This is a genomic window from Companilactobacillus paralimentarius (assembly GCF_963227125.1).
Taxonomy (GTDB): Bacteria; Bacillota; Bacilli; order Lactobacillales; family Lactobacillaceae; genus Companilactobacillus; species Companilactobacillus paralimentarius.
In genome coordinates this window covers 1,492,696-1,505,685 of the sequence record NZ_OY724131.1, presented here as the reverse complement: position 1 = coordinate 1,505,685, position 12,990 = coordinate 1,492,696, and the positions used below count along the sequence as shown (strand labels likewise).

Genomic DNA, 12,990 nt, shown 5'->3' with positions numbered 1-12,990 from the left:
CCTAGAAGCTTAAATCTGATATTTGTGCATATAAATATTTTACATTATTTTAAATTTTAAAAACATTGATTTATCAAGAAAATACATTATTTTTTAATATATTATCCAATTATTTTTGTGCATATGTACATTGATTTAGTAAATCTATCAAGGTATTATACAAAAGTTAATAATTGTTCAATATTTAACAATTACCGTGTTTTTGAGGAGGATATTAAAAATGGTTATTGCTTGGTGGGCAGCCTTGTTAGGTTTGCTTTTAGCAATTGGATTGATTTTGTTCAGAGTTAATCCTATTTATGCATTGATTTTGGGAGCAATTGTTGGTTGCTTAATTGGAGGAATGAATCTTTCACAGACAACCGATGTAATTGTCAAAGGTAGTTCTGGCGTTATGGGGACAATTATCCGTGTTATTGCGGCCGGAGTTTTAGCTGGAGTAATGATGGAATCAGGTGCAGCTAATGTGATCGCATCTAATATCGTCAATCATTTCAGCGATAAATTAGCTATTTTAGCTTTGGCTTTATCGACAATGGTCTTAACTGGTGTAGGAATCTTTATTCCTGTGGCCGTTTTGATTGTGGCACCGATTGCTTTAGAAGTTGGTCAAAAGATGCATTACAGTAAACTTTCATTATTAGTAGCTCTTTCTGGTGGGGGTAAAGCTGGAAATATCATCTCACCTAATCCTAATACGATTGCAGCTGCCAAAAGTTTTAATGTTGAGCTTTCACAAGTTATGATTGCAGACTTTGTGCCAGCAATTGTTGGTTTGATCGTAACGGTACTTTTAGCAACATTGATCAAGAATAAAGGAACTTTTGTTTCGGCAGATCATAAGTTTGAGACTAAAGAGGATAAGGATTTACCAAGTCTGAGGGCTGCAATTGTGACGCCATTAGTGGCTGTTATTTTACTTTTGATTACACCTGTAGGCGATATTTTGGGAATTAAGGCGTTAGCCACATTTAATTTAGATGCAATGTATATTTTACCAATTGCCGGACTGGTTGGAACTTTAGCAATGGGACAACGTAAAAAGTTTTTGAAATATATGTCAGGTGGATTGGCACGAATGACTGACGTAGTGTTGATTTTAATTGGCGCTGGTGCGATCGCTGGCTTAGTTTCAGCATCTGATTTACCACAAAAAGTAGTTGAGATAGTCAAAGTTTCGGGAATCTCCGGAACCTTCTTAGCTCCAATTGCTGGTATTTTAATGGCTGCAGCAACAGCATCAACTTCTACTGGTGTTATCTTGGCATCAAACTCATTCAGCAAATCAATCATGTCCTTCGGTATTTCTGGTACAGGTGCTGCAGCGATGGTTCATACTGGAGCAACTGTCATCGACCAATTGCCACATGGTAACTATTTCCACGTAACGGCCAAAGCTGTTGATATGCACTTTAAGGAAAGAATGAGTGTTGTTTTGTGGGAAATGCTAGTTGGACTTTCAATGACGATTGTAGCAACATTAATGTATGGAAATTTGTTCTAGAGGTGGATTATGATGAAAATAGTTTTGGCTCCAGATTCATATAAAAATTCATTAACAGCTAAAGAGGTCGCTACGGCGATGCACAAAGGATTTGCTAAAGTTTATCCGGAAGCAGATTTTATTGATGTGCCAATGGCCGATGGTGGCGAGGGAACCGTTCAATCTTTAGTAGATGATAAAAACGGACAAATCATTACGGAAGAGGTAATTAATCCTTTAGGCCGTAAAACGGAAGCTCATTATGGCTTGATTGCTGACGGCAAAGTAGCCGTGATCGAAATGGCAGAGGCTAGTGGAATCCAATATATTAATCAATTTACGCAAAATCCTTATATTACAACAACTTTTGGAACGGGTGAGTTGATTAAATCGGCTATCCAAAAAGGTGCTAAAACAATTATCATCGGAATTGGTGGATCAGCAACTAATGACGGTGGTGCTGGTATGGCTCAAGCGTTAGGAGCTCACTTATTAGATGAAAAAGGTCAAGAACTTCAATATGGTGGGGCCATGTTGGAAAAATTAGACAAGATCGATGCATCGGCTATGTTGCCGGAATTAGCTGATGTGAAAGTTATTATCGCTTCGGATGTGACAAATCCACTAACTGGTCCTAATGGTGCCAGTCATGTATTCGGTCCGCAAAAAGGTGCTAATGAAGAGATGGTCGAATTCTTAGATAAAGCTTTGTCTCATTATGCTGATATTTTAAAGAGGGATCTTGGAAAAGATTTAAAACAAGTCCCTGGAGCTGGTGCCGCAGGTGGATTGGGAGCTGGACTATTAGCCTTCACACATTCGGAAATGCGCTCAGGAGTTGACATAGTAGTCGACTATACAGATTTAAAAGATAAGGTAAAAGATGCTGATGTGGTAGTGACTGGTGAAGGTCAAATTGACTTTCAAACCAAATTTGGCAAGACACCAATTGGCGTTGCTAAAGCGACCAAAGCGGTTAATCCTCAAGCAACAGTCATCGCGATTGCTGGTTCTGTCGGTGAAAAAATATCAGAACTTTATCCTTTAGGAATTGATGCAATCTTTACTTGTGTACCTGGTGTAGAGGAATTATCAAAGGCAATTCAGGATACTGATAAGAATTTGCAACAAGTTTCGGAGAATATTGCTCGTTTGATTAAGAATACTAAATAAGAAACAACACCTATTCAGGGATGTAATTTGTTATCCTGAATAGGTGTTGTTTTAGTTTTCTTTTCTTTTCATGTACAGAATAGGGTAAGGATTACCTGCATCGTCAGTCTCGGTTCTTCGATAAGTTTCAAATCCAAGATATTCGTAGAATCCGATAGCCTGCGGATTTTGTTCGTTAACTGTCAGTTTATTTACATCAAAATTTTTAATAGCATAATTAATTAATTGTTTCCCTAGACCAAGGCCACGGAATTCTGGGGCAACAAAAAGCATTTCAAGTTCTTGATGAGAAATGCCCATAAAGGCTATAATTTTTTTATCCTCCACGATGATTAAATCAGGGATTTGTTGTAGAATTTTTGGTAAGGATATCTTAATTTTTTGAATTGATGTTTCAGATAAGAAAGAATGAGTAGCTCTTACAGATGCTTCCCAGACCTTTGTCAATTGATTTATTAAGTTATCGGATCTTTTAGAAATAATCTTTATTGGCGAATTTTATAATCAAGTTAGCCACTTTAGAAAAATGACAAAATAAAAACACCAAGACGTAAAAATCAGGTATCATTGGAGTTCTCACACAAACAATGAAAGAGGTTTTTCGTCTTGGTGCTAGAACAGAATATCATAAATCGTCCTAAAGGACATCATTTAACTGAAATTGAACGTGGAAAGATTGCTTCCTTTCATTCAATTGGCTACTCGAATCGCCAGATAGCTAAAGCTATCGGCGTTTCACCTCAGACTATTAATAATGAAATTAACAGAGGTACTGTTGAGCAGATCAAGAAAGTTAATGGTAAAGTTCAACACTTGAATTGCTACTTTCCTGACACTGCACATCAAAAGTATGTAAAGAACCGTAAGCTTTGCCATCGTCCTTCTAAATTCGACCAAGTCACAGCCTTTTTAGGCTTCTTTGTAAGCCAGTTCATAGATAATGGATGGTCACCTGATACGGCCGTTGGACGAGCTAAGAACGAAGAATTATTCTTAGTAGATGAAATGGTTTGTACTACTACACTTTACAAATATATTGATGAACAACGACTTGAAATCCGGAATATTGATCTGGTAGAAAAGTCAACTAGACCGACTAAGCAACATACTTCAAAAAAGCATAAGCGTCTACTTGGTCGTAGTATTGAGAAACGCCCTAAAAGTGTTGATAGCAGAGAATCCTTTGGGGACTTTGAGATAGACACGATTGTGGGCAAAAGAAATGGCCATGAGAGTGTCGTCTTAACGCTCATAGAGCGTAAGACACGCTTTGAAATAATGAGACTTATTGACGGTAGAGATGCCGACTCTGTAGATTATGCTATGAAAGAGATCATAAAGAACTATGGTGATCTTATCAATTCAATCACTGCAGACAATGGCCCTGAGTTCTCTAATCTATCATCTGATATGGCTGGCGTTGCGGATGTTTACTTCACACACCCATATACATCTTGTGAACGTGGAACAAATGAAGTACATAATCGAATGATACGTCGTGACTTGCCCAAAGGGCTGTCACTGGATACAGTCAGCCCAAAAGTAATAAGAGACATAGAATTTAAGCTCAACAATATGCCTAGAAAGTTATTGAACTATAAAACGCCACAAGAACTCTTTGCTAGTTCCTGTGGCGCTTAAAGACATATTTATAAACTTCAAATACTGATATCACTTGGATTCAATTTATTTTGTCCAAGTGGCTAACTTGTTATTGAAATTTTCGAATAATCTTTATTTTCAAAATGTACCTCAAATGAATTTTTTTGTTAAATAGAATTGATTATCATTATATCAGAAGCAAAAAGGATAAGAGGGATATTAATGCTGGTAGATGAAAGTTGGTATGAAGAACTAGATCTGGGCAAAATTGAGGATGTCCAAACTGTTTCTGGTGGCGATATAAACTTAGCTTTTAGGGTAATTGCCGATACAGGTGAGTACTTCTTAAAAGTCCAACCTGATAATAACGAGAGTTTCTTTGATCATGAAGTTGAGAGTCTCAATTTGATCAATTCGGTTGCTAATGCTCCTAAAGTTATTCGAAGTGGAACTTTTCGTGATAATAGTTATCTTATTTTGAATTATATCCACTTTGGAACTGGCTCACAGTATGATTTGGGACAATTGGTGGCTAAGATGCATCAACGCCATTCACTACGTTTTGGTTTGGGACATGACGTTCTGAATGCTAGTAATCCCAAAATTAATACTTGGCGTGCTAATTGGGGTGATTTCTATATTCAACAACGTTTGAATGTTTTGATCAATGAAGTGCAAAAGAAGGGCCTATGGAACGGTCAACGAGATAAAATGATGCGTCGATTTGAGGAAAAATTGATGGAATATTACCAAGTTCATCCAATTATACCAAGTTTGATGCATGGAGATTTGTGGAATGGTAACGTTGGGTTTGAACAGAATCGGCAACCAATTTTATTTGATCCCGATGTTTTCTTTGGTAATCGTGAAATGGATATTGCTATGACTCTATTATTTGGTGGATTTGGTAAAGAATTTTATCAGGGCTATCAGGAACTGTATCCGTTAGATAAGGATTGGCAAAAGAGGGTATCTTGGTATCAAACTTATTATCTATTAGCACATCTGAACCTTTTTGGAGAGACTTATGGAGCTGATTTTGATAATATTTTAAAACAAAGTGTCGAAAATTAAGTGGAACATTCTTGTCAATTTGTTAAAGTAAGCGCGATACTATAAGTGGAGATATTTTCATTTTAATGGGAGTGGATTAAATATGAATAATGAAATTAAATATATCTTAGATGAATTAACAGTTATTTATGGTTTTTACCAAGATAAATTTAGTTTAAAGAGAATTAAAAGCTATATCTTGAGCATGCCAGAAGGTTCTAAGATAGTAAAAGTCGAAGAAGGGCTTATTCCAATGTATGATCATAATGTGAATTTACCAATTGGTCAATTTAACGATGATACTGATTCTGTCAGCTTATTGTTAGTAACACATACTATGGTCAAAGAAAGAGATGTGGCAGCGATTGCCAGTGATTCCAAGCGAGTCGCTGATTTGGTTAATCGTTTGATTAGTTTAATATCGCCTCAAAAATAGAATATTTTACCGACATTTTGGTCAATGATTGTCGAAATTTTATGACAATTATTGGCTTTTTTTGTTGATTTAAAGCTATTACTTGAAAAATAAATTATTAAAGGTAAATTTGACTTTTATTTTTGACTTCTTTAAATTGAATAAATGAATTAAATAAATTATGCAATTGAGGGAGAAAATATGAGTTTAAAAGTATTGTTGGTATGTGGTACGGGAGCGTCTTCAGGTTTTATGGCCGTGAGTATGCGTAAAGCAGCTAAAAAACAAGGATTAGATTATCAAATTCAGGCACGGAGTGAAGCTGAATTAGACAATTATTTAGATGAAACAGACGTTATCATGATTGGTCCACACTTATCCTTTATGGAAACAGAGATTAAACAAGCAGTATCTGGTACAAATAAAAAAGTGATTTTAATGAATCCTGATTATTACGCAATGTTGGATGGAAAGCAGGCTTTGAAACATTTGCAAAGTGTACTCAACTAAAAACAGAGAAAAGGATTTGAAATAACAATGAATAGTTTTATGGCAATCTTTAAAGAAAAAGTAGCACCAAAAATGGATCGAATCAGTCGTAATATTTGGATCAGTGTCCTAAAAGATTCAATTCTTCAAACTTTACCATTTATTTTAGTTAGTTCAGTAATTACTTTTTTAGGTCTCTTTGCTAATATTTGGAGTTGGTGGCCTGATTTGTCGGGTATCAGTAATTTTACTTTTGGTATTATTTCAATTTTTGTAGCGTTTTTGATTCCATTCAATATGATGGAGAAAAAGAAATTATCTAAACAACGAATTATTTCTGGCTTAACGTCGCTAGGACTGTTTTTACTATTAACTAATCCAGTAATGTCTAAGGATGGCGGCGCCACTTTTGAATTTAGTCACTTCGGAGCCGGAGGAATGTTTGTTGCCATTATTTGTGGTATTTTCACAGCCTTAGTCATGGAATTCTTCGGCAAATTTAGTTTCTTTGCTGAAGATACTGTGATTCCTGATTTTGTAACAGCTTGGTTTGATTCAATGTTGCCAATTGGTGTTGTGATTACCGTTGGATTTATTTTGGTTAATGTTTTAAAAATAAATGTCTATCAACTCATTATTCAAATGTTTTCACCTTTAGCAAATATTGTAGAGACTTTACCCGGATTTGTTTTGGTCATGTTAATCAATTGTCTAATTTATTCAATGGGAATCTCTACTTGGATTTTGACACCAATTACAACACCAGTTTATTTAGCCGCTATACAAGCTAATCAGATCCATGGTGCACAAAATATTGTTACAGGAGAAACAATGTTTTCAACATATTTATGGATCGGTGGAGTTGGCTGTACGATGCCCTTGGTATTAATGATGTTGTTCTTGGCTAAATCCCAACGTCTAAAGGTTTTAGGCCGAGCTTTCGTTATTCCCAGTATTTTCAATATCAATGAACCTGTGGTTTTGGGTTCAATAGTTTGGAATCCTTATTTAATGATTCCAATGTGGATTCAAGGTGTTATCCTGCCAATTATTGTTTGGATAGGATTAAAGAGTGGGGTAGGTAGGATTCCTGATGCTGTTTTTCAAATGTGGTACGTGCCTTTTCCAATCAATACCTGGATCAATGGACATACAGTTGGTTCAATTGTATTATTAGTAATTATCTTTTTAGTAGCGGCTTTGATTTGGTATCCCTTTTTCAAGGCATATGATCGTGAATTAGTAAAAAAGGAAACAGGTAAATAAAATGATAGATGAAGCAGAGAATAATAGTGATTTACGTCAAACAATGCAGATAATTATTTTTTCTGGTGATGCTAGAAAATTTATCATGCAGGCTTTGGATTTAGTTGGAGATGCTAAATATAATGAGTCTGAGCAATTGTTAAAGCAGGCCCATGAACAACTCGTAAAAGCTCATGCATTGCAGACAGATAAGATTCAGAAAGAGGCTGAAGGTGAGCAACTAGAATATTCAGTGTTGTTCACACATGCTCAAGATACGATGATGTCAGTCAATACTGAATATAATTTGGTGAAGCATTTGATTGAAGTATTTAAAAAACGTGAATATTAAAAAAAACTCCTTAACCTGGTTAATTCCAAGTTAGGGAGTTTTTTTCGTTAATGTGTTAGATATAAAAATCAGTTGAAAGAATGAACACGGAAAGCTCAATCTTTAAATGAATGTGAAAAGATATTTATAGGAGGTTTTGAATGTGTGAATGATTCTTAATTAAAACTAGATCAAGTTTGCTACTTGCATTAAGATTGGAACAACGATAACGAATAGAACTGTTGAAGTTGTAACAAGGTTTGTTGCATAGTCGACATCACCGTGTGATTGGTCAACTAAGATAGGTAAAACAGCAAGTCCAGGAGCAGCAGATTGAATGATGAATGAACTGCTTTCTAGAGCAGGTAGGCTAGTACCCATCATTGATTTACCTAGCAAGATGATACTGATCATCAAGGCAGGAGCAATGACAAATCTACCAACTAAGGCAAGAATTGTATCACGGTCAAATTTGATAGACTTCAAACCAGCATCGGCTAAAATGATACCAATGTAGATAAGTGACATAGGTGTAACGATGCCACCGACCATGTCCAAAGTCTTATTGATCCATTCTGGAACAGGGATAGCTAGTAGTAAGAAGACCAATGAAACTAAGAAACCAACAAGTGGAGCAGGAAGAAGTTTCTTCCAGTTAAAGTCTTTCTTAGCACCTTTTTCAACTGTTGGATCGTCACTTGAGATAAAGAAGATACCAACGGCCCAAGTAGAAATTGTATTCATAACATAGTAAACAAGGAAGTAAGGTAAACTTTTTGTACCAAATAGAGCCATGTTCAATGGTAAACCAATGAAGATAGTATTAGCATTAACAAACATGTTAATGAAAGTACCACGACGACCCTTTCTGATACGGAATACTTTAGTTAAGATCCAAGCTACAATGTAGCCTAAAGTAAAACTAGCAAAAGTAAAAATTAAACCACCAGATAAACTAGCCAGTTTATCTCTGTTTAAGTACTTAAGAACAGAAACGAAGATAGAAGCAGGTAAGGCAATTTTCATGATGATGAATGAAATATTACTCTTAAATTCATCACCTAGGCGACCAGATCCTCTTAACCAGTATCCTAAGGCGATAACGATAACGATTTCAGCAACACTTTCTAGTGAAGTGATAAATGCAGCCATAAAATAATTCCCCTTTATTTGACAAATTTATATATTAATATTTAGGTTCCCACTTAAGGTCAGCAACAGCCTTTTTGGCATCAGTAGCAGATGATAATTTTTCATCAATAGCTTCTTGTGCGACACCTTCAGCAACAGTAATACTGAACTTATCTAATTTTGAAACAGGAGGCAATACTGCAGCACCTGGTTCTGTAGGATCAACAATACCACCTAATGAGTGAGCAGCTTTATTGATCATACCATCACTAAGCAATTTAGCGTTAACAGCCATTGAACCAAGGCCAAGACCAGGGTATACCAAGGCATTGTTAGCTTGTCCAATGTTGTAAGTTACGCCATTGTATTCGATTGGATCAACAGGAATACCAGTAGCAATAAGAGCTTTACCATCAGTCCATTTCAAAAGATCTTCAGCCTTGGCTTCAGCAAGTTTTGTAGGATTTGATAGTGGGAAGATAATTGGACGTTCAGTATGAGCAGCCATTTCTTTAATAACTGATTCAGTGAAAGTACCAGGTTGTGTTGATGTACCAACAAGAATTGTAGGATGAACAGCTTTAACAACTGCTTCCAAGTTTGTTAATTCGTCAGCATTAGCAAATTCACTACGTTTTCTAGTAAATGGTTTTTGTTCTGGTGTTAAACCTTCAGTATCGTCAAACAATAGACCTTGCTTATCAACTAAGTAGAAGTGTTTCTTAGCCTCTTCTTCAGATAGGCCTTCTTCAACCATTGAGTCAAAGATTCTCTTTGTGATACCAGCACCAGCAGTACCAGCACCAAATGATAGATAAACTTGATCAGTAAGTTTTTGTTTAGAAATGTTCAAAGCACCGAGGATACCAGCAAGTGTAATAATACCTGTACCTTGAATATCATCGTTAAATGTAAGAATTTGATCTTTGTACTTATTCAAGATGTTGGCAGCATTGCTACGACCAAAGTCTTCAAAGTGAAGATACATATTAGGGAACAAGTTCTCAGCAGTTTCAACAAATTGATCAACAAAGTTGTAGTACTTGTCACCAGTAACACGTTCGTGATGGTTACCCATGTATAGATCGTCGTCAAGTAATTCTTTTCTGTTTGTACCTACATCAAGAACAACAGGAAGAACTGATTCAGGATCAACACCAGCAGCAGCTGTATAAACCATCAATTTACCAACAGAGATGTCAACACCTTGAACACCCCAGTCACCAATACCAAGAATACCCTCACCATCAGTAACAACGATAAGTTTGATGTCACGGCCCTTAGCAGCATTCTTTAATGATGCTTCAATATCATCAGGATCATCAATTGATAGGAAAGCAGCATTTTGTGGATCTAAGAAGAAGTGACTGTAGTTTTCAATTGTGTCAGCGATTGTTGGATCATAAACAACGGGCATGAATTCATAAACGTGTTTGCTAAATAGTTTATAGAACAAAGTAATATTTTCGTTGAATAAATCCATCAAATACATTCTTTTATCAAGAAATGTACTCTTATTTGAATAATTTTCGTAAGCTTGTTCAACTTGTTGGTCCAAAGTTTGAACGAATGGTGGAAGTAAACCTTCAAGATGATTTTCTTTTCTTTCTTCTTTAGTAAAAGCAGTACCTTTATTTAAGAAGTGATTATTTAATAAATCTAAACCCTCATATTTCATAGAATTAATTCCTCCTAATTATTTTTTTATACAAGTAAACACTATAATAATTGGTATACATTTATATATCGGATTATATAAAATAAATTTACAAATAATGAATTTTATATATAGTCCACATGGCATATTTATTATTGGTGTTTGTAAATAACTTTCGTATGGTACTATAAAACATAATAAAAAATATAGTCAAATATGTTATCTTCGATAAATAAAATTTATAGGTGTAGATATGAATATAAAGGATTATCAATATTTTAAAAAATTATCAGAATTGAAGAGCTTTTCAGATACAGCCAATTTTTTTGGCGTTAGTCAACCAACTATTACCTATTCTTTAAAAAGATTAGAAGATACTTATGGGATTTCTTTAGTTAAGCGAAAAAGTTATGCTAATTCATTGTCATTAACTTATGCTGGAGAACAGTTGTTATCTCATATAAATAGAATTTTGTTGGAAAATGATTTAATTAGTGATGATATGAATAGAATTAAAAGAAAAAAGATTGTTATGGGATGGCCACCGATTATCAGCAATTATGTTATTCCAAAAGTATTCGATCAGTTACGTGATGACAATTTATTGAATACCATTGTGCCTGAAGGAGCTAGTTCTCGTCAGTTATTATCGGAATTAAAAAATGGCAAAATTGATTTATCCTTGTTAGGGTCGACTATTTTGCCACAAGAAAATCAACTGGATTATCAGTTAATTAAAGAACATCACTTTAAATTTATTGCCTCAGCTGATCGAGACGTTTCCGATATTACGTCGGTTGAGAAAATATTTGATGAAGATTTTATTTCATTGGATGAAAAATCTGTTCATAGTCAAGTATTAAAAAGAATTATTGAACGTTACAATGTCAAGCCTCATACAATGTTCAAAACAAATGATTATCGTTTGATGTTGAGCCTGGTTAAACAGGATAAGGGATTTAGTTTCGTGACTGAAACAGCAATTCAGGATGTTCCGGGAATTCAAGAAGTTCATGTTAATGATTTAGATTTGCCATCATTTTATATTCTGTTTGTTTATCGTCACAATATGACCAGCAGTCCAGTTTTAAAGCGATTAATGGAAATTTTTAAAAATACTTAGATAGTAATTTTTACTTATAAATAAAACGTGGTATACAGGTCTAGCCCACTTTAGTAAAATATAATAGCCAATTGATATTAATGAATTGGTTATTGAGAGAAGTGGATTAATTATATTAAGAATGAGGATGCTATACTTCATCAACATAGCGTTTGGTTTTGTGAATATATTGTGTAATTATCACTTTTTATAATTAAAATGAATTAAATTATTATGGGATAGTCATGTCTAAACAATCCACTTACTGAGAAAAGGCCATACAAAGAGGTCTTTTTTTAGTGGAAAATTGATTTATAAAAAGTTGTCGACTTTTGTAAACTTACTTAGCTATAACGTACAACTATGGTAATATTAAATGTGAGCAAAGGTTTGTGCTAAATCTTTGTTAGATGATTTTATGATTATATAATTAGAATATAAGATTAATGGTGGTTCCTCCCTGAGCTACCATTTTTTTGTGGTTTCAATTTGTTAAACTTTGTTATATCAATAATGGTATTGCGTTCTATGGTATAATTTTTTGTAATAAGCTATTTAGGAGTTTTTAGTATGAATTACAATGTTAGTCAACAAAAAGAAATTGCCCAATATGCGGTAGAGCATGATAACAACTACAAGGCTACTGGTGAGAAGTACGGAATTTCATATCAACAAGTAGCTGCATGGGTAAGAAAGTATAAAAAATCGCAGACAAAGCCAGAAAAAAGTACTGAAATGGCTTCTGAAGTTCAAAAAGAGTCACAACCAAGTATGTTGGACGTTTTGAACCGTAAAGATCCTGTTTTAGAAGCCCAGCTACGTGAAGTTAAGAAACGACTAGGACTGTTATAGTTATGAGAAAAGTCATTTTCGTTTGTTTAGGTAATATTTGTCGTTCACCAATGGCAGAAATGATGATGAAACAGTTGGTTGATGAACAAGGCTTGAATTCAGTAATCAAGGTCGAATCAAGAGCTACCTCAACTTATGAAATTGGGAATGCACCTCATCTTGGGGCTATTACCGAACTCAAGAAAAGAAATGTTCCTATTGTCGAACATGTTGCTAAGCAAATAACTCTTCGTGATTTTGAAGAGGCTGATTTAATTATTGGTATGGATAAACAGAATATCATTGATTTGAAAGAAATGGCGCCTTTTTCTGATAGGAATAAGATCCACATGGCTTATGAGGCCTTGGATAGTGATGCTGTAATTGAAGATCCTTGGTATGATCATAAGTTTGATCGAACATATCGTCAGTTAGCTGAGGTTCTACCTATTTGGCTAGAAAAATTGAGATCCTAAGA

14 protein-coding genes are annotated in these 12,990 nt (G+C 34.8%); 11 read left to right on the top strand and 3 right to left on the bottom strand.

What is annotated here, in order from left to right; genetic code table 11:
• Window positions 1-220 precede the first annotated feature (220 nt).
• Entirely contained in the window at window positions 221-1,504 is a 1,284-nt protein-coding gene (locus ACI6PB_RS07265; protein ID WP_404327220.1) for a GntP family permease, read from the top strand.
• Between the two features lie 12 nt (window positions 1,505-1,516).
• Entirely contained in the window at window positions 1,517-2,656 is a 1,140-nt protein-coding gene (locus ACI6PB_RS07260) for a glycerate kinase (protein WP_404327968.1), read from the top strand.
• A 51-nt stretch (window positions 2,657-2,707) separates the two neighbouring features.
• On the opposite strand, the gene ACI6PB_RS07255 is transcribed toward ACI6PB_RS07260, so the two are convergent.
• The gene (locus tag ACI6PB_RS07255) at window positions 2,708-3,103 is read right to left on the bottom strand and encodes a GNAT family N-acetyltransferase (protein WP_404327219.1); all 396 of its coding nucleotides are present in this window, start codon (window positions 3,101-3,103) and stop codon (window positions 2,708-2,710) included.
• Window positions 3,104-3,262: 159 nt separating this feature from the next.
• Here ACI6PB_RS07255 and ACI6PB_RS07250 point away from each other — a divergent pair, with 159 nt between their 5' ends.
• The 6 genes from ACI6PB_RS07250 to ACI6PB_RS07225 all read left to right on the top strand — a co-directional run bounded on the left by ACI6PB_RS07250 (window position 3,263) and on the right by ACI6PB_RS07225 (window position 7,812).
• Window positions 3,263-4,297 carry an IS30 family transposase gene (locus ACI6PB_RS07250; protein WP_059075255.1) on the top strand — a complete coding sequence of 345 codons (1,035 nt, stop codon included), beginning with the start codon at window positions 3,263-3,265 and terminating at the stop codon, window positions 4,295-4,297.
• A 183-nt stretch (window positions 4,298-4,480) separates the two neighbouring features.
• Entirely contained in the window at window positions 4,481-5,332 is an 852-nt protein-coding gene (locus tag ACI6PB_RS07245) for a fructosamine kinase family protein (protein ID WP_056955859.1), read from the top strand.
• An 82-nt stretch (window positions 5,333-5,414) separates the two neighbouring features.
• On the top strand, window positions 5,415-5,747 hold the full coding sequence (locus ACI6PB_RS07240) for a hypothetical protein (protein ID WP_025086337.1): 333 nt from the start codon (window positions 5,415-5,417) through the stop codon (window positions 5,745-5,747).
• 180 nt (window positions 5,748-5,927) lie between these two features.
• Window positions 5,928-6,236, top strand: a complete 309-nt coding sequence (locus tag ACI6PB_RS07235; protein ID WP_025086336.1) for a PTS sugar transporter subunit IIB — start codon at window positions 5,928-5,930, stop codon at window positions 6,234-6,236.
• Between the two features lie 27 nt (window positions 6,237-6,263).
• On the top strand, window positions 6,264-7,481 hold the full coding sequence (locus tag ACI6PB_RS07230) for a PTS sugar transporter subunit IIC (protein ID WP_034544521.1): 1,218 nt from the start codon (window positions 6,264-6,266) through the stop codon (window positions 7,479-7,481).
• A gap of 1 nt (window position 7,482) precedes the next feature.
• Window positions 7,483-7,812, top strand: coding sequence for a PTS lactose/cellobiose transporter subunit IIA (locus ACI6PB_RS07225; RefSeq protein WP_404280682.1), 330 nt, complete (start codon window positions 7,483-7,485; stop codon window positions 7,810-7,812).
• A gap of 165 nt (window positions 7,813-7,977) precedes the next feature.
• On the opposite strand, the gene ACI6PB_RS07220 is transcribed toward ACI6PB_RS07225, so the two are convergent.
• Both ACI6PB_RS07220 and ACI6PB_RS07215 read right to left on the bottom strand, forming a co-directional pair.
• Window positions 7,978-8,943 carry an AEC family transporter gene (locus tag ACI6PB_RS07220; protein ID WP_025086321.1) on the bottom strand — a complete coding sequence of 322 codons (966 nt, stop codon included), beginning with the start codon at window positions 8,941-8,943 and terminating at the stop codon, window positions 7,978-7,980.
• Between the two features lie 34 nt (window positions 8,944-8,977).
• The gene (locus ACI6PB_RS07215) at window positions 8,978-10,600 is read right to left on the bottom strand and encodes a malolactic enzyme (protein ID WP_404277635.1); all 1,623 of its coding nucleotides are present in this window, start codon (window positions 10,598-10,600) and stop codon (window positions 8,978-8,980) included.
• Between the two features lie 232 nt (window positions 10,601-10,832).
• Here ACI6PB_RS07215 and ACI6PB_RS07210 point away from each other — a divergent pair, with 232 nt between their 5' ends.
• From ACI6PB_RS07210 to ACI6PB_RS07200, 3 genes are all read left to right on the top strand, one after another.
• On the top strand, window positions 10,833-11,702 hold the full coding sequence (locus ACI6PB_RS07210) for a LysR substrate-binding domain-containing protein (protein ID WP_404327218.1): 870 nt from the start codon (window positions 10,833-10,835) through the stop codon (window positions 11,700-11,702).
• Between the two features lie 549 nt (window positions 11,703-12,251).
• Window positions 12,252-12,533, top strand: a complete 282-nt coding sequence (locus ACI6PB_RS07205) for a helix-turn-helix domain-containing protein (RefSeq protein WP_025085292.1) — start codon at window positions 12,252-12,254, stop codon at window positions 12,531-12,533.
• 2 nt (window positions 12,534-12,535) lie between these two features.
• Window positions 12,536-12,988, top strand: a complete 453-nt coding sequence (locus ACI6PB_RS07200) for a low molecular weight protein-tyrosine-phosphatase (protein WP_025085293.1) — start codon at window positions 12,536-12,538, stop codon at window positions 12,986-12,988.
• Window positions 12,989-12,990 lie beyond the last annotated feature (2 nt).

What these genes read in the sequence shown, in the direction of transcription:
- ACI6PB_RS07265 (WP_404327220.1), top strand. Translation starts at nt 221, where the DNA reads ATGGTTATTGCTTGGTGGGCAGCCTTGTTAGGTTTGCTTTTAGCAATT.
- ACI6PB_RS07260 (WP_404327968.1), top strand. Translation starts at nt 1,517, where the DNA reads ATGAAAATAGTTTTGGCTCCAGATTCATATAAAAATTCATTAACAGCT.
- ACI6PB_RS07245 (WP_056955859.1), top strand. Translation starts at nt 4,481, where the DNA reads ATGCTGGTAGATGAAAGTTGGTATGAAGAACTAGATCTGGGCAAAATT.
- ACI6PB_RS07240 (WP_025086337.1), top strand. Translation starts at nt 5,415, where the DNA reads ATGAATAATGAAATTAAATATATCTTAGATGAATTAACAGTTATTTAT.
- ACI6PB_RS07235 (WP_025086336.1), top strand. Translation starts at nt 5,928, where the DNA reads ATGAGTTTAAAAGTATTGTTGGTATGTGGTACGGGAGCGTCTTCAGGT.
- ACI6PB_RS07230 (WP_034544521.1), top strand. Translation starts at nt 6,264, where the DNA reads ATGAATAGTTTTATGGCAATCTTTAAAGAAAAAGTAGCACCAAAAATG.
- ACI6PB_RS07225 (WP_404280682.1), top strand. Translation starts at nt 7,483, where the DNA reads ATGATAGATGAAGCAGAGAATAATAGTGATTTACGTCAAACAATGCAG.
- ACI6PB_RS07220 (WP_025086321.1), bottom strand. Translation starts at nt 8,943, where the DNA reads ATGGCTGCATTTATCACTTCACTAGAAAGTGTTGCTGAAATCGTTATC.
- ACI6PB_RS07215 (WP_404277635.1), bottom strand. Translation starts at nt 10,600, where the DNA reads ATGAAATATGAGGGTTTAGATTTATTAAATAATCACTTCTTAAATAAA.
- ACI6PB_RS07210 (WP_404327218.1), top strand. Translation starts at nt 10,833, where the DNA reads ATGAATATAAAGGATTATCAATATTTTAAAAAATTATCAGAATTGAAG.
- ACI6PB_RS07205 (WP_025085292.1), top strand. Translation starts at nt 12,252, where the DNA reads ATGAATTACAATGTTAGTCAACAAAAAGAAATTGCCCAATATGCGGTA.
- ACI6PB_RS07200 (WP_025085293.1), top strand. Translation starts at nt 12,536, where the DNA reads ATGAGAAAAGTCATTTTCGTTTGTTTAGGTAATATTTGTCGTTCACCA.